This is a genomic window from Citrobacter sp. MGH100 (assembly GCF_001034465.1).
Taxonomy (GTDB): Bacteria; Pseudomonadota; Gammaproteobacteria; order Enterobacterales; family Enterobacteriaceae; genus Citrobacter; species Citrobacter youngae.
In genome coordinates this window covers 444,310-459,932 of the sequence record NZ_KQ089801.1, presented here as the reverse complement: position 1 = coordinate 459,932, position 15,623 = coordinate 444,310, and the positions used below count along the sequence as shown (strand labels likewise).

Sequence of the window (15,623 nt, the reverse complement as noted above, 5' to 3'; positions counted from 1 at the left end):
CTGCAACCAGAATGATTTGGGTGCTCATCTCCCAGAATTGAGAAACCCCCGGGCAGAAATGTCCGGGGGTTTTTCTTTTGGTCATCTTTTTAGTATATGATTCAGCTACGGACATAACGTCCAACTAATTGATTATGGGGAATGACATGCACGTGAAATATTTAGCAGGGATCGTTGGTGCCGCGCTACTGATGGCGGGTTGTAGCTCCAGCAACGAACTGAGTTCAGCCGGGCAAAGCGTACGCTTTGTCGAAGACAAGCCTGGCGCAGAGTGCCAACTGATAGGCACGGCAACCGGTAAGCAAAGCAACTGGCTTTCTGGCCAGCACGGCGAAGAGGGCGGCTCAATGCGTGGCGCAGCAAACGATCTGCGTAACCAGGCTGCGGCAATGGGCGGTAACGTGATTTATGGCGTCAGCAGCCCATCGCAGGGAATGCTCTCCAGCTTTGTTCCTACCGCTAGTGAGATGATTGGGCAGGTTTATAAGTGCCCTAACTGATTACACTTCATCCTTCAACCAGCCCCTTTGTTGGCTGCGCTGTGAAACCCCAGTCACATAGTTATCTATGCTCCTGGGGATTTTCTTCGCTTGCCGCCGCGATGCAGATTGAATGATTTTGTGTAATAAAGTGGCCTGGACAGGCTCATGCAATCGTAGGCCTGATAAGCGCAGCGCCATCAGGCATTCTGAGTCTTATGCGCAGACTGAACGCGTAAATGATGCAGCGCGCGCAGGCACTGATCCTGATTGAGCTTTTGCGTCTTATCACCCGTCAACGTTCTGACAAACACCTGGCACGGTACACCGGCAAGTTTTTTCAGCCGTGGGCTGAAATCGAGCAGACGGCGAGTAATGGCTTCGGCCTCTTTGCTGCCGGAAAGGGCGCGAGTTTTTACTACCGAACCACAGTACTGGGCTTTTCCTTTATCATCCGTATAGCGGTAAATAATCGCCAGATAATGATTAAACAGGTTATGTTTCCATTCGGGTTGTGTATAAGAATCGTATTCCAGATTGTCGTTTTGCTGGCAATCCACATCGTACAGCGGCAGAAAATCCAGCAGCGATGTAATTCGTAGCGCTAAATCCCGCATGCCAGCATTATTTATTGCATGAATAATTGCATGCGCCAACACCTGAATCTGTAATTCATTAATCAGTAATTCATCTGTTTTCCCGTCATGCAGCGTCAGAGAAAATGCTAAGTTATCCCCTTTATCATCCACTAACGTCAGTGAATTTATGCGACGGTTAATATCCGCATTCTTTAACTCATCTTCCTGAATTAAAGGAATATTTTCGTGCATATTTTTGCTGGCTTTCTCGCATTCTTTCTCATATTGCACACGCTCGTCTTCGCTTAGTTGATGTTTGGCGTATAGCTTGCTTTCCAGAGCAATAAACAAGTCTCTTAGCCCAAGCGGAGAAAGAAAAAACAGCGGCTCTTTATTTCTTGGTTCTTTTATCTTTAATGCCAAAGCAATAAATTCATTCTTCTGACGAATAACGCCGGTATTAATACCTTTAATACTGATAGCCATCAAAGGTTCTCCCTAACCATATATTTATTGATGTTCTGCATTTGAAACTATTGATAAAATTTACGAATGAATGATTTTACAGCGCTAACTAAAATAGCACAGATTAAAAGTGTGGCTCCACTTGTTGGAATTTAAATGATAAGTAATCGTGTCGAGTGTCCGAAATCGGACACTCAATAATGACTATTGTTGGCGTAACTGCAAATCCAACGGCGTTTTACTTGGCTCACCGCCAATTTCGCGCGCCAGTTTTGGGACCATATAGCCTGAAATCAGCGTCAGCAGCTCTCGCATGATTTTCCGTGCCTCATCGTCACTCACCATAAAGTGAGCGGCTCCCTGCACTTTATCCAGTACATGCAGGTAATAGGGCATTACGCCCGCATCAAACAGTGCATTGCTCAGGTTTGCCAGCGTTTGTGCGTTGTCGTTCACGCCACGCAGCAGGACGCTTTGGTTAAGCAATGTGACACCCACTTTACGCAAGCTGGCCATTGCCTGACGAAATGTCTCATCAATTTCGTTCGCGTGATTAATGTGATTGACCAGCAGAATCTGCAGGGAAGAGTGTGCAAAACGCTCGACCAGTCCTTCAGTAATACGCGCCGGGATAACAATCGGCAAACGGCTGTGAATTCGCAGACGCTTAATATGCGGGATGGCTTCCAGTTGCGTGAGCAACCAGTCCAGTTCATGGTCTTTGGCCATTAACGGATCGCCACCGGAGAAGATAATCTCATCCAGCTCAGGATGTGCGCTAATGTAGTCCAGGGCGACCTGCCAGTTGCGCTTATTGCCCTGGTTTTCAGCATACGGGAAGTGTCGGCGGAAGCAATAGCGACAATTTACCGCACAACCGCCTTTAACCAGCAATAGCGCCCGGTTGCGATATTTGTGCAGTAATCCAGGAACGACGCTGTGCTGCTCTTCCAGTGGATCGGTCGAGTAGCCCGGTGCGGAAACGAACTCTTCCTGAGAAGTAAGTACCTGACGCAAAAGCGGATCGTCTGGATTGCCTTTTTCCATGCGGGCAATAAACGCACGCGGTACGCGCAGGGCGAAAAGCCGTCTCGCATCGCGTCCGGCCAACAGTTTTTCATCTGCGTCTATATTCAAAAGATGCAGAAGTTCATCAGGATCGGTCACAACATCGGCAAGTTGCGATAACCAATCTTCTCTGGATGGGGTATTTAGGGTTACAATATGCGCCATTTTGTGGCTTAGCTACCAGTTAACAATTTTCAGAGGGCCTTATGGCAACGTACTATAGCAACGATTTTCGTGCTGGTCTTAAAATCATGTTGGACGGCGAACCTTATGCGGTTGAAGCCAGCGAATTCGTTAAACCAGGTAAAGGCCAGGCGTTTGCGCGCGTTAAGCTGCGTCGCCTGCTGACCGGTACTCGCGTAGAGAAAACCTTCAAGTCTACCGACTCCGCTGAAGGCGCAGACGTAGCCGACATGAACCTGACTTTCCTGTATAGCGACGGTGAGTTCTGGCACTTTATGAATAACACCACTTTCGAACAGCTGGCTGCTGACGAGAAAGCGGTAGGCGATAACGCTAAATGGCTGCTGGACCAGGCTGAATGCATCGTGACCCTGTGGAACGGTCAGCCGATCTCCGTGACTCCGCCGAACTTCGTTGAGCTGGAAGTCGTTGAAACCGACCCAGGTCTGAAAGGTGACACTGCAGGTACTGGTGGTAAACCAGCGACGCTGTCCACCGGTGCAGTGGTTAAAGTTCCGCTGTTCGTACAGATCGGCGAAGTCATCAAAGTGGATACCCGCTCTGGCGAATACGTATCCCGCGTGAAGTAATATTCTTCATCTTTCAGGCTGCATCAGGCGGCCTGAATGATTTTGCGTATTTCTAAGATGTGGGTGCAGATTGCTGCGCCATACTTTTCCAGGGCAGGAATGATGAAACGTCTTCTCGGTCTTGTAATGCTTATCCTTTTCACCAGCACCCTCCTGGCGGGCTGTAATACGGCGCGCGGCTTCGGTGAAGATATCAAACATCTCGGTAATTCAATTTCTCACGCTGCCAGCTAGTCCCCTCATGTTGTCTTAAAAACGGTCGTTTATCCGTCCCCCCCCCAGATCTTGTCTATTATTAAGTAGCTATACACAAACAATATTGGCTAAAAAAGGAAGACGTTATGGTTAAGAAGACAATTGCTGCGATCTTTTCTGTGTTGGTACTTTCTTCCGTATTAACGGCGTGTAATACGACGCGAGGCGTAGGTCAGGATATTTCTGAGGGCGGTAGTGCCATTTCTGGTGCAGCGACAAAGGCTCAGCAATAGCTATGAACGGTACGACGCACCGTCGTACCGTTAATTCATCTTCTCAGGTAGAGAGAGAAACGGTGAAAAGCGGTTCCCCAGGTGCAGCTTCATACGGATATTTCGCTTATAGGTGTATACCGTCTTACCATGAATGCAGAGCGCGGCGGCTATTGCATTGTTATCAACGCCATCCATCCACAACGACAGTACCTTCTCTTCCTGTGGTGTAAGCAGCGGTGTGGCATTTTTAGGTGTATCCAATACGGGGCGGATCTGTAGTGCATTCTGGATCGTGCGCGAAAGATCATGCAACGCGATGTGTTTGGACAATGTCGAGTGAACGGCAGAGTGAGGGGGATCGATTGGGTTATGCGATCGGTCGCCTGATTGTAGTAAAATCAGCGGGATGGCGCCGCAGCTCATAAAAAATGGTGCGATGGGGGGGCTGGAGTGAATATCGCTGAGAAAACTACATAAATCTGCGATTACCAGATGTGGCTTCCACTGCAAAATATGCTCTTTAGCCAACATCAGATTATTAATCCCTGACACCAGAAATGAAGAGTTGAACATACCAGAATGATTAAGCAAGGCCTCTATCCCTGTGCGGGTGAAGTGGCACCGGTCAATCACTAAAATTTTAAGCATAAACCTTTCGCATTCAGAAGAGGATCAAATGGCTTTCTGAGTTCAGAAAGCTCTTCATCATAGAGAAGTCCAATGTGAGCCAAATGCGGGAACTACGCCTCTAATTGGGCTTAATTCTTGCTTTAAGTAAGCAATGAATAAAAAGGTTGAAATTCATTTTCTCCCGGGCAAAAATGCCATTTCATACATCCGCTTTGCAGGACGACCTGCAAACGCATCTTTCAACCGGGGACGGCCCCATTGTGTACTGGAGCCAGTCATGTCCTGGATCGTTTTACTTATCGCGGGCCTGCTTGAAGTTGTCTGGGCTATTGGTCTGAAATATACCCACGGTTTTACCCGTTTAACGCCAAGTATTATCACCATTGCGGCGATGATCGTCAGTATCGCTATGCTTTCCTGGGCGATGAGAACGCTACCGGTTGGTACGGCTTATGCCGTCTGGACCGGGATTGGCGCGGTAGGGGCGGCCATTACCGGCATTCTGCTATTGGGTGAATCAGCCAGTCCGGCACGTCTGCTCAGCCTGGGGTTGATTATTGCCGGCATTATTGGCCTGAAGCTCAGCACCCACTAAGCGCCGGGTTGTTTTACCCAAATCAACTTATTCACTTCAAATCCCTCCCGGGTCGCGACTGCCAGCATCTGCTGTTTCATCTCATCTGAAATCGTTGGGGTGCGAGAGAGGATCCACAGATAGTCGCGATCCGGGCCGCAGACCAGCGCATGACGATATTCCCTATCGAGAGCAATCACGTTATACCCACCATAGAAAGGGCCAAAGAACGAGACCTTAAGAGCAGCCCGGCCAGGATCGCCGGTGAAATAGGCTTTGCCTTCCGTTTTTTGCCACATTTCCCTGTCCGGGTTATAGCCTTTGTTGATGACGTTGAGCCCACCATCATCGCGCAGGCTGTAGGTTGCGGTCACTTTTTCCAGCCCACGTTCGAATCTATGGTCGAAACGCGCAATTTCATACCAGGTGCCCAGATAGCGTTTGGCATCAAAGTTATTCACCACGGTAACGCCTTTCGGCGGTGTAGGAGAACTGCAGGCAACAACCAGAAATGCAGCCGTAACTGCAGCAACAACGGGCAGAATGCGCATGGGATATTCCTTGCTGTATTTTTGTTAAGTGTAGATGACAGCAGGAAAAGAAGTGGAAGAAAGGAGGCCCGACGGATCGGACCTCAACGCCGGTTACTGCAGTTTTTCAAGGATGCGCCATGCCGCGTCGACGCGAGCAGGATTCGGGTAGCTTTTATTGGCCAGCATCACGATGCCAAGATTTTTCTCCGGAATAAAAGCCACATAACTACCAAATCCGCCAGTCGAACCTGTTTTATGTACCCAGGAGGCTTTTACTGCGGGGGCAGGTGGGTTTACCTCAACGGCCGGAAGCGCCGCCAGAGCGATTTTACTGTCGCTGCCGTTGATAATAGTGTCTGCTTTTACCGGCCAGTTAAGCATTTCCCAGCCTAAGCCCTGGTACATCTCACCAATGCGCCAGTAACGTGACTGTGCGAGCCCGATGCCCTGCTGCAGGGTTTTCTCCTGCACGTGGCTGGCGTCCATATTGGCCTGAACCCAGCGAGCCATATCCATAATGCTGGATTTCACACCATACGCTTCGGCATCAAGCTGGCCTGGCGAAACATGTACGGGCTTGCCATCGCGATAGCCCCAGGCATAATCTCGTTGCTCGTTCTGCGGAACGGTAATCCAGGTGTGAGTGAGTTTTAATGGCTGCAGGACGCGTCTGATCATCGCCCCTTCGTAGCTCATTCCAGAGGGTTTCACCGCCAGTACGCCAAACAGACCAATGCTGGAGTTAGCATAGAGACGTTTAGCGCCCGGGGCCCACTGGGGTTGCCAGTTTTGATAAAAGCGCAGCAATGCAGTTTTATTCGTCACCTCGTCGGGGATCTGAAGCGGCAGGCCACCCGCCGTATAGGTGGCTAAGTGCAGCAGACTAATGTTCTGCCACTGTTTGCCTGTGAGTTCCGGCCAGTACCGGGTGACCGGATCGCTGAGTTTGATTTCGCCGCGGGCGATCGCATCGCCGCCCAGCACGCCATTGAAGGTCTTACTGACTGAACCGAGTTCGAACAGTGTGTTCTGTGTAATCGGACGATTATTGGCGATATCAGCTTTACCCCAGGTAAAGTAATACGGTTTTCCCTGGTAGATAACGGCCACGGCCATACCCGGAATAGCCTGTTCCTTCATCAGCGGTGTGATGGTGCGGTTAACGATATCGGCAATCTGTTGTTCTGTTTTTGCGGCGGCAAACGTTGAGAAAGAGGCTGTCAGCAGTAGTGCGCAGCATAACGATTTTTTCATCATGAAATCATTTCCGTAATAAAAAGCGAAAGGGTGTCCGGGCCCGTCAGACGCAATCAGTGTGTTTGATTTGCACCGTGTTGACAAACGGTTAAATTTAGCAGCAGATATAAGTTTTTCTAACAGGTTAGATGATGACGCGTAGCTATATCCCACTTAATTCTCTGCGGGCTTTTGAAGCGGCCGCCAGGCATCTCAGCTTTACCCGCGCAGCAATTGAGCTTAACGTGACGCATTCTGCCATCAGCCAGCATGTGAAAGCGTTGGAACAACAGCTGAATTGTCAGCTCTTTATTCGCGTTTCACGGGGCCTGATGCTCACGACAGAAGGTGAAAGTCTGTTACCTGTACTTAATGACTCTTTCGATCGTATGGCTGCGATGTTAGACCGTTTTGCCGGTAACCAGGCTCAGGAAAAACTGAAAATTGGTGTGGTGGGCACTTTTGCGGTGGGTTGCCTTTTCCCACTTCTACACGATTTTAAACGGTGTTATCCGTATATCGATTTACAGATTTCCACGCATAATAACCGTGTTGATCCTGCTGCAGAGGGGCTGGATTATACCATTCGCTACGGAGGGGGAGCCTGGCACGATACTGATGCGCAATATTTATGTAGCGCGCTGATGTCTCCGCTTTGTTCACCCGAGCTGGCCTCTCAGATTCAGACTCCTGCAGATATCCTGAAATTTCCGCTATTACGATCGTATCGTCGTGATGAATGGGCGCTGTGGATGCAGGCCGCTGGAGAAGCGCCGCCGTCACCGACGCACAACGTGGTGGTGTTTGACTCGTCGGTCACCATGCTGGAAGCCGCGCAGGCGGGGATTGGTGTGGCAATCGCCCCGGTCAGAATGTTCACGCATTTACTCAGTAGTGAGCGTATCGTACAGCCGTTTTTAACGCAGATTGATCTGGGGAGTTACTGGATAACGCGTTTGCAATCTCGCCCGGAGACACCTGCGATGCGCGAGTTTTCTCGTTGGCTGATCGGCGTATTGCACAAATAAAAAGGCCCGCCAGTGGCGGGCCCAATAGGTAACAGCTGCGATTAGATAGTCAGAATGCCAATCGCTGTTACAACGGTCAGGATAGCAGCCAGGCCGTAGAATACCCATTTGCCAGCAGGCACGTGGATTTTCAGGTCATGCATAGCGTGGTGCATACGGTGTAAACCACACCACAGCGGCAGAACGATCATCAGGAACAGAAACGCACGTCCGATGAAGCTCTGGGCAAATGCCATAATGCGCTCATAGCTCAGCGCATCGCCCGGGAACAGACCCAGCGGCAGCATAATACCAACCAGCAGAACCACTACCGGCGCAATGATTGCGCCCCACATACCACCTGCACCAAACAGACCCCAGAATACAGGTTCGTCAGAGCGTTTTGGATTTGGATTAATCATCCCGGACTCCTTACCAGTACAGGGCTACATACAGTATGACTACGGTCACTACCGCAGTAACTACCCAGAGACCTTTGATGATCGGCTCTGGCCCCATTTTTTCGTCTTTTACGATGATGTTGGCGGCTTTCGGCGCCAGCTCAAACCAGGTTTTGGTATGCAGCAGTGCTGCAGCCAGGACAACCAGGTTGAGGATGACCACCACCGGGTTTTGCAAAAAGCCGACAAAGCCCATCCAGGACTCAGCACCATGCTTCAGAGCAAACAGGCCGAAAATCAGTTCAATACTGAACCAGACTGCCGGAACTGCCGTGCCTTCGCGCAGCATGTAAAAACGATAAAATGGCAGCTTTTTCCACCAGGTGGACGTCATCGGCCGCACATAGGGTTTGCGTTTAGTCGTCATCATGCACTCCTTAGCGTGGTTTCAGGGTAGCGATAAGAAAGTCTTTTGAACTTTCAACTTTACCCTGCTGAATGGCCGCAGCCGGATCGACGTGTTTCGGGCAGACTTCGGAGCAGTAGCCCACGAAAGTACAGGTCCAGACGCCGTTCGGGCTGTTCAACTGAGCCATACGCTCCTTCTTGCCGTGGTCGCGGCTATCTTCGTTATAGCGATGCGCCAGCGTAATTGCAGCCGGTCCAATGAACTCAGGGTTCAGGCCGAACTGCGGACACGCGGCGTAACACAGACCGCAGTTGATGCAACCGGAGAACTGATGATATTTCGCCATCTGCGCCGGAGTCTGGGTGTTTGGTCCCTGATCCGGAGTACGCGGGTTACCAATGATATACGGCTTGATCGCTTCCAGACTTTCGATGAAGTGCGTCATATCGACGACCAGATCGCGTTCAATCGGGAAGTTGCCCAGTGCTTCAACCTTCATACCGTTGGTGTAATCACGCAGGAAGGTTTTGCACGCCAGTTTCGGCACGTTGTTGACCATCATGCCGCAAGAGCCGCAAATTGCCATACGGCAGGACCAGCGATAGCTCAGGTCTGGTGCCAGGTTATCTTTGATGTAGCCCAACGCATCCAGCAGAGACGTGGTTTCATCATAAGGAACTTCATAGAAAGCACTGTGCGGCGCAGTATCGGTTTCCGGGTTATAGCGCACCACCTCAACTTTCAGGTTTTTCAACTCAGCCATTCGCCTTCTCCTTCTTATCGGCTGCTTCCGCTTCGCCACCGTAAACACGTTTAGCCGGTGGCAGAGTGGTGATTTTCACGTCGCTGTATTCCAGGCGAGTCGTGCCGTCAGCATCGCGGAAGGCGAGGGTATGTTTGAGGAAGTTCACGTCGTCACGCTCGGTGCAGCCTTCATCCAGACGCTGGTGCGCGCCGCGGGATTCTTTACGTGCCAGCGCGGAGTGCGCCATACATTCGGCAACGTTCAGGCCGTGACCCAGTTCAATGGTGTACAGCAGGTCGGTGTTGAATACGCTGGAAGTATCAGTGATACGTACGCGCTTGAAGCGCTCCTGCAGTTCCGCCAGCTTATCAACGGTTTTCTGCATGAGTTCCGGTGTACGGTAGATGCCGCAACCTTCTTCCATGGAGATACCCATTTCGTCACGGATCTTAGACCAGTTTTCGTTACCTTCCTGGTTAACCAGATCTTTCAGACGTTTTTCAACGCCAGCAACCTGTGCATCAAGAGCTGCACTGTTTGCAGCGCCAGCTGTTGCAGCGCGTTCCGCAGCTTGTTCACCGGCCATACGACCGAAGACCACCAGTTCCGCCAGGGAGTTAGAGCCCAGACGGTTAGCGCCGTGCAGACCAACAGAGGAACATTCACCCACCGCGAACAGACCTTTAATACGGGTTTCGCAGTGCTGATCGGTTTCGATACCGCCCATGGTGTAGTGTGCGGTCGGGCGTACCGGGATCGGTTCTTTAACCGGATCGACACCCACGTAGGCTTTCGCCAGTTCGCAGATGAACGGTAAACGTTCGAGCAGTTTTTTCTCGCCGAGATGGCGCAGGTCGAGGTGAACAACATCGCCACGTGGGGTGGAGATGGTGTTGCCTTTACGCCATTCGTGCCAGAAAGCCTGAGAAACTTTGTCACGCGGACCGAGTTCCATGTATTTGTTTTTCGGCTCGCCCAGCGGAGTTTCTGGACCCATGCCGTAGTCTTGCAGATAACGGTAGCCATTTTTGTTGACCAGAATACCACCTTCACCACGGCAGCCTTCAGTCATCAGGATACCGGAACCAGGCAGACCTGTTGGGTGATATTGAACGAATTCCATATCACGCAGCGGAACGCCGTGGCTCAGCGCCATGCCCATACCGTCGCCGGTTACGATGCCGCCGTTGGTGTTGTAACGGTAAACACGACCCGCGCCGCCCGTTGCCATCACGACTGCGTTAGCACGGATTTGTACCAGGGTGCCTTCCATCATGTTCATGGCGACCAGGCCGCGAGCATGACCGTCGTCCACCAGGATATCCAGAACGAAGTGTTCATCAAAGCGCTGAATTTGCGGGAACTGCAAAGAAGTTTGGAACAGCGTATGCAGCATGTGGAAGCCGGTTTTATCCGCGGCAAACCAGGTACGCTCGATTTTCATGCCGCCGAAGCGACGTACGTTGACGCTACCGTCTTCACGGCGGCTCCATGGGCAGCCCCATTGTTCCAGTTGCGTCATTTCAGTTGGGCAGTGGTGGACAAAGTAATCCACGACATCCTGCTCACACAGCCAGTCTCCGCCTGCTACCGTATCGTGAAAATGGTAGTCAAAGCTGTCATGATCCTGCGCGACAGCAGCAGAGCCGCCTTCGGCAGCAACGGTATGGCTGCGCATTGGGTACACTTTTGAGATCAGTGCGATTTTAGCGTTGGGATTTGCTTGTGCGGCAGCAATTGCTGCACGCAATCCCGCGCCACCGGCGCCTATAATGGCAAGATCGGCTTGAAAGGTTTGCACGACATTCCTCCAGATTGTTGTTATTTCATCCCCGCCCGAATTCAGATGCTTAATCGGATTCAAACAGGTTATGAACGCGTTTCCACTGCTCCTTTATAGGTACAATAGTATAGTCTTAGGGATGTGAGGGAAATTTGACGTGTTCGATTTTTTTAGCGTATCAGAGGGCTGAATTATCATTGAATTTGATTAATTTAATTACTAAACCACCCAATGTTGCTTTTTTTACCCGCCAGCCAGTGTTTATTATTCCCGCGTGAAATTTGTCTCGCTAGCGCGATACGAGTAGACTTCGTGCCCTTGTCTGAAATCGGAGAAACAACCATGAGCGAAACGGCAACCTGGCAGCCGAGCGCGTCCATCCCCAATCTGTTAAAACGTGCAGCAATTATAGCGGAGATTCGTCGCTTTTTTGCCGATCGTGGAGTGCTTGAGGTTGAGACACCTTGCATGAGTCAGGCGACGGTAACGGACATCCACCTGTTCCCGTTCGAAACGCGTTTCGTTGGCCCTGGTCATTCCCAGGGGATGAACCTCTATTTAATGACCAGCCCGGAATACCATATGAAGCGCCTGCTGGTCGCAGGATGTGGCCCGGTGTATCAGCTATGTCGCAGCTTCCGTAATGAAGAGATGGGACGTCATCATAATCCTGAGTTCACCATGCTTGAGTGGTATCGCCCACACTACGACATGTATCGCCTGATGAACGAAGTGGATGATTTGCTGCAGCAAGTGCTGGACTGTTCACCTGCCGAAAGCCTTTCTTACCAGCAAGCTTTCCAGCGTCATCTGGAGATTGACCCGCTGTCTGCGGATAAAACCCAACTGCGGGAAGTGGCGGCGAAGCTGGATCTCAGCAATATCGCGGATACTGAAGAGGACCGGGATACCTTGCTGCAACTGCTGTTTACGATGGGCGTCGAGCCGCATATTGGCAAAGACAAACCGACGTTTGTGTACCATTTCCCGGCCAGTCAGGCGTCACTGGCACAAATCAGTACCGAAGATCATCGCGTGGCTGAACGTTTCGAGGTTTATTACAAAGGTATTGAGCTAGCGAATGGTTTCCATGAGTTGACTGATGCACGTGAACAGCAGCAACGATTCGAGCAGGATAATCGTAAGCGTGCCGCGCGCGGCCTGCCGCAGCAGCCTATTGACACCAACCTGCTTGAAGCGTTGAAGGTTGGGATGCCGGATTGCTCTGGCGTGGCGCTGGGTGTTGACCGTCTGGTGATGCTGGCGCTGGGCGCTGAGAGTCTGGCTGACGTTATCGCCTTTACCGTCGATCGTGCATAACGGGTTATCCCTCTACAATACAAAGTGGCGATAAAACCGCCACTTTGTAGCACATTTTTTCACTTTCCCTCTAATGGCCACAATTTACATCTGGATATCTGATATCGTTTAGGTATCAATTCTGTGTTGATTTTTAATTGCTGAACTCTGCAAAGAGAGCGGTGCCAATCGGTGAGCGGCGTTTGCGAAACGTTTGCCAGAGTAAGGGATAGTTGAATGACCCAAACAATAAAGAAGATGAGCCTGCCAGGTCTCATCCTTATGATATTTACGTCAGTTTTTGGATTTGCCAATAGCCCTTCGGCTTTCTATTTAATGGGATACAGTGCTATTCCATGGTATGTATTTTCTGCATTATTATTCTTTATTCCATTTGCTTTAATGATGGCGGAAATGGGTTCTGCCTATCGGAAAGAAGAGGGTGGAATCTATTCGTGGATGAATAATAGCGTTGGACCTCGCTATGCCTTTATCGGCACCTTTATGTGGTTCTCCTCCTATGTTATCTGGATGGTCAGTACTGCCGCGAAAGTCTGGGTACCTTTTTCAACCTTCTTATTTGGCGCAGACATGACCCAGCACTGGCGTATCGTGGGGCTTGAGCCTACGCAAGTCGTCGGACTGCTCGCTGTTGGCTGGATGATTCTGGTGACCTGTGTGGCATCCCGGGGTATTAATAAGATTGCGCGTATTACGGCAGTAGGCGGAATTGCCGTAATGTGTCTTAATTTAGTTCTGTTGTTAGTGAGTGTCGCTATTTTGTTATTAACTGGTGGCCACTTTGCACAGGATATTAATTTCATCTCCTCACCTAATCCCGGATATCAGTCCGGGCTGGCAATGTTGTCATTTGTTGTGTTTGCCATTTTTGCTTATGGCGGAATTGAAGCTGTAGGGGGACTGGTTGATAAAACAGAAAAACCAGAAAAGAACTTTGCTAAAGGCATTGTTTTTGCCGCTATTGTCATTTCTGTGGGTTATTCGCTGGCCATCTTTTTATGGGGCGTTAGCACCAACTGGCAGCAGGTATTAAGCAATAGCTCGGTCAACCTCGGCAATATTACTTATATCCTGATGAAGAGCCTCGGGATGACGTTGGGTAATGCGCTGCATCTTTCCCCTGAGACCGCGATGGTGATGGGTGTATGGTTTGCACGTATTACCGGGCTTTCGATGTTCCTTGCCTATACCGGTGCTTTTTTTACCCTTAGCTACTCGCCGTTGAAAGCGATTATTCAGGGTACGCCGAAGGCGTTGTGGCCCGCGCCGATGACCAAACTGAATGCCGTAGGGATGCCGACGACGGCAATGTGGTTACAGTGCCTGCTGGTGAGCCTGTTTATCCTGTTGGTTTCATTTGGTGGCGATACGGCGTCAGCGTTCTATAACAAACTGACGCTGATGGCGAACGTCTCCATGACGCTGCCGTATCTGTTCCTGGCACTGGCGTTTCCGTTCTTTAAAGCCCGTCCGGGTCTGGAAAGACCGTTTGTGGTCTTTAAAACCCGAGCGGCGACGCTGCTGGCAACGGGTGTGGTCGTTCTGGTGGTGACGTTTGCCAACGTGTTCACCATCATCCAGCCGGTAATTGAAGCCGGGGACTGGAACAGTGCCTTGTGGATGACCGGCGGCCCGATCTTCTTCTCGCTGCTGGCGATGGCGATTTATCAGAACTACAGCCGCCGCGTTGACCGTCAGCCGGTTCTGGTGACAGAGTAAATTGGGCCGTGTAGGCCGGATAAGGCAATGCCGCCATCCGGCAATCAGTATCGAATTGCCTGATGGCGCTACGCTTATCAGGCCTACAAGACCCACACTGTAGCCCGGCCTAACGCAGTGACGCCGGGATTTCCCGGTGCGAGTGTTAGCGACGTTATTACTCATACACATCGTCCATAAATAATATGGTATTTATGGACGATAGATTAGTGTTGTAATTATTTTTTAGATAAATGCTATTTACTGTGAATTATATCTTTAATCAATTGCTTTAAATGTTTTTGATATTTTATGTTTCTGTTTCTCGCTTAATGTAGTATCCAGTGGTTTACTTATCTTTTAAGCTAAGGACAGTGACATGCGTGATTCGGTTATTTTCTGTAAGGTCGACAGCTATGGTTTTCCACATTGGAATGGTGTGGATTTTCTTCGTTGGAAAACTCTTCCAACAAATTGGCGTTTTGATACAGGGACTGCACATTTATGGATATATAAAACAGCATGGTTAGTTTATCATAGAAATATGCTAAAAAAATCGGCTGAGGAAGCCCAAATCCCTCTATTGTTGTTGGCTGGTGTCGCTGCAGCAGAGGTGGGGGGGACGCCAGAAAGATTTAAGTCAGTGGGTGTATTACAAGTCAGACAAATTCTGGAAACTATCTCGCGAAGGGAGGATAAGGCCTTATCTAATGCTACTTCAGTTGGTTCTATCGCAATACAGCTGGGTGTGGCCGCTAGCACGATGGGCATCAGGCCCGATAAGTTGACCTCTTTTGAGCAGTTTCAGCTATCGAATTGTCTGCTGGATAATCGCTTTAATATTCGGGTTGTCGCGTTTCATTTGCGCGATCTTATTATGTTAAGTTACCCTGGGAAAGATACTGCTCATCTTACCGATGAGCAAATTATTATTATTGGTTCAAGATATAATCGTGGTACCCAACGAGAAATTCAAAGCATTACTGATTCTATTTCTGCTCCGGTTGGTACTAAACAGCGTGAATACAGTGAGTATGGGCGGCGAATTATTGAGAAAAAGACAGCAATAATGGAAATTATGCGAGGAGGATGAATGAATTCGAAAGCCATATCGCTGAATGTTATCTGGGGAACAGTAAGTTTCGTTCTGATTATTATTTTCTCTACCCAGGATAAAGAGAGGTTTATCGATGGGCTGGGGGTTAATAATATTTGTGACCTGATGACCTATGTTGAAAGTGATGATATCCGTGATGCTGGTATTATCTTCACGCTCCCGCTTTTTATTCCCTATATCTATGTCATTGCATACAGGAAGCAGCGTAGTTTCTGGCAGTTACTGACGGTGACGGTATTGGTTTGCTTTTGGCTATGGCGCTTCTTCCTGCGATACCAGTTCTGCCTGTAATCCAATAGTCTGGTAGCCCGGCCTAACGTAGTGACGCCGGGATTTC

At 49.9% G+C, this 15,623-nt stretch carries 19 protein-coding genes; 10 read left to right on the top strand and 9 right to left on the bottom strand.

What is annotated here, in order from left to right; genetic code table 11:
• Nucleotides 1–146 precede the first annotated feature (146 nt).
• Nucleotides 147–500, top strand: a complete 354-nt coding sequence (locus SK32_RS13835; protein WP_003025468.1) for a DUF4156 domain-containing protein — start codon at nt 147–149, stop codon at nt 498–500.
• Nucleotides 501–679: 179 nt separating this feature from the next.
• On the opposite strand, the gene yjeJ is transcribed toward SK32_RS13835, so the two are convergent.
• Complete coding sequence (gene yjeJ / locus SK32_RS13825) at nt 680–1,543, bottom strand: YjeJ family protein (protein WP_048212916.1); 864 nt, start codon at nt 1,541–1,543, stop codon at nt 680–682.
• 183 nt (nt 1,544–1,726) lie between these two features.
• A complete protein-coding gene (gene epmB / locus SK32_RS13820; RefSeq protein WP_048212915.1) occupies nt 1,727–2,755 on the bottom strand; it encodes an EF-P beta-lysylation protein EpmB in 1,029 nt (342 codons plus the stop codon).
• Nucleotides 2,756–2,796: 41 nt separating this feature from the next.
• On the opposite strand from epmB, the gene efp reads away from it, so the two are divergent.
• From efp to ecnB, 3 genes are all read left to right on the top strand, one after another.
• Entirely contained in the window at nt 2,797–3,363 is a 567-nt protein-coding gene (gene efp / locus SK32_RS13815) for an elongation factor P (protein ID WP_003025478.1), read from the top strand.
• Nucleotides 3,364–3,462: 99 nt separating this feature from the next.
• Nucleotides 3,463–3,597 carry a lipoprotein antitoxin entericidin A gene (gene ecnA, locus SK32_RS13810; protein WP_040232999.1) on the top strand — a complete coding sequence of 45 codons (135 nt, stop codon included), beginning with the start codon at nt 3,463–3,465 and terminating at the stop codon, nt 3,595–3,597.
• 107 nt (nt 3,598–3,704) lie between these two features.
• Nucleotides 3,705–3,851, top strand: coding sequence for a lipoprotein toxin entericidin B (gene ecnB, locus SK32_RS13805; protein WP_003025482.1), 147 nt, complete (start codon nt 3,705–3,707; stop codon nt 3,849–3,851).
• A gap of 30 nt (nt 3,852–3,881) precedes the next feature.
• Here ecnB and SK32_RS13800 read toward each other — a convergent pair whose 3' ends face one another.
• Nucleotides 3,882–4,481: a helix-turn-helix transcriptional regulator gene (locus SK32_RS13800; protein ID WP_048212914.1), complete on the bottom strand. Its 600-nt coding sequence runs from the start codon at nt 4,479–4,481 to the stop codon at nt 3,882–3,884.
• 259 nt (nt 4,482–4,740) lie between these two features.
• Here SK32_RS13800 and sugE point away from each other — a divergent pair, with 259 nt between their 5' ends.
• Nucleotides 4,741–5,058, top strand: a complete 318-nt coding sequence (gene sugE, locus SK32_RS13795) for a quaternary ammonium compound efflux SMR transporter SugE (protein ID WP_048212913.1) — start codon at nt 4,741–4,743, stop codon at nt 5,056–5,058.
• Here sugE and SK32_RS13790 read toward each other — a convergent pair.
• Together SK32_RS13790 and blaCMY are read right to left on the bottom strand one after the other, a co-directional pair.
• Nucleotides 5,055–5,588 (bottom strand): lipocalin family protein, encoded by a 534-nt coding sequence (locus SK32_RS13790; RefSeq protein ID WP_048212912.1) that lies wholly within the window; start codon nt 5,586–5,588, stop codon nt 5,055–5,057. The genes sugE and SK32_RS13790 overlap by 4 nt on opposite strands.
• A gap of 93 nt (nt 5,589–5,681) precedes the next feature.
• On the bottom strand, nt 5,682–6,827 hold the full coding sequence (blaCMY, locus tag SK32_RS13785; protein ID WP_048212911.1) for a CMY-2 family class C beta-lactamase: 1,146 nt from the start codon (nt 6,825–6,827) through the stop codon (nt 5,682–5,684).
• A gap of 131 nt (nt 6,828–6,958) precedes the next feature.
• Here blaCMY and ampR point away from each other — a divergent pair, with 131 nt between their 5' ends.
• The gene (gene ampR / locus SK32_RS13780) at nt 6,959–7,834 is read left to right on the top strand and encodes a LysR family transcriptional regulator AmpR (protein WP_048212910.1); all 876 of its coding nucleotides are present in this window, start codon (nt 6,959–6,961) and stop codon (nt 7,832–7,834) included.
• Nucleotides 7,835–7,875: 41 nt separating this feature from the next.
• On the opposite strand, the gene frdD is transcribed toward ampR, so the two are convergent.
• The 4 genes from frdD to frdA are packed head-to-tail and all read right to left on the bottom strand — an operon-like array spanning nt 7,876 to nt 11,169.
• Nucleotides 7,876–8,235 carry a fumarate reductase subunit FrdD gene (gene frdD, locus SK32_RS13775; RefSeq protein ID WP_048212909.1) on the bottom strand — a complete coding sequence of 120 codons (360 nt, stop codon included), beginning with the start codon at nt 8,233–8,235 and terminating at the stop codon, nt 7,876–7,878.
• A 10-nt stretch (nt 8,236–8,245) separates the two neighbouring features.
• The gene (frdC, locus tag SK32_RS13770) at nt 8,246–8,641 is read right to left on the bottom strand and encodes a fumarate reductase subunit FrdC (RefSeq protein WP_048212908.1); all 396 of its coding nucleotides are present in this window, start codon (nt 8,639–8,641) and stop codon (nt 8,246–8,248) included.
• A gap of 10 nt (nt 8,642–8,651) precedes the next feature.
• The gene (frdB, locus tag SK32_RS13765) at nt 8,652–9,386 is read right to left on the bottom strand and encodes a fumarate reductase iron-sulfur protein (protein WP_048212907.1); all 735 of its coding nucleotides are present in this window, start codon (nt 9,384–9,386) and stop codon (nt 8,652–8,654) included.
• Nucleotides 9,379–11,169 carry a fumarate reductase (quinol) flavoprotein subunit gene (frdA, locus tag SK32_RS13760; RefSeq protein WP_048212906.1) on the bottom strand — a complete coding sequence of 597 codons (1,791 nt, stop codon included), beginning with the start codon at nt 11,167–11,169 and terminating at the stop codon, nt 9,379–9,381. The genes frdB and frdA overlap by 8 nt, the downstream gene beginning before the upstream one ends.
• Nucleotides 11,170–11,493: 324 nt before the next feature.
• On the opposite strand from frdA, the gene epmA reads away from it, so the two are divergent.
• From epmA to SK32_RS13740, 4 genes are all read left to right on the top strand, one after another.
• Nucleotides 11,494–12,471, top strand: coding sequence for an elongation factor P--(R)-beta-lysine ligase (gene epmA / locus SK32_RS13755; protein ID WP_048212905.1), 978 nt, complete (start codon nt 11,494–11,496; stop codon nt 12,469–12,471).
• Nucleotides 12,472–12,687: 216 nt separating this feature from the next.
• A complete protein-coding gene (gene yjeM / locus SK32_RS13750) occupies nt 12,688–14,190 on the top strand; it encodes a glutamate/gamma-aminobutyrate family transporter YjeM (RefSeq protein WP_048212904.1) in 1,503 nt (500 codons plus the stop codon).
• A 358-nt stretch (nt 14,191–14,548) separates the two neighbouring features.
• Entirely contained in the window at nt 14,549–15,262 is a 714-nt protein-coding gene (locus tag SK32_RS26255; protein WP_032948365.1) for a hypothetical protein, read from the top strand.
• On the top strand, nt 15,263–15,577 hold the full coding sequence (locus SK32_RS13740) for a YjeO family protein (RefSeq protein WP_048212903.1): 315 nt from the start codon (nt 15,263–15,265) through the stop codon (nt 15,575–15,577).
• Nucleotides 15,578–15,623: the final 46 nt, after the last annotated feature.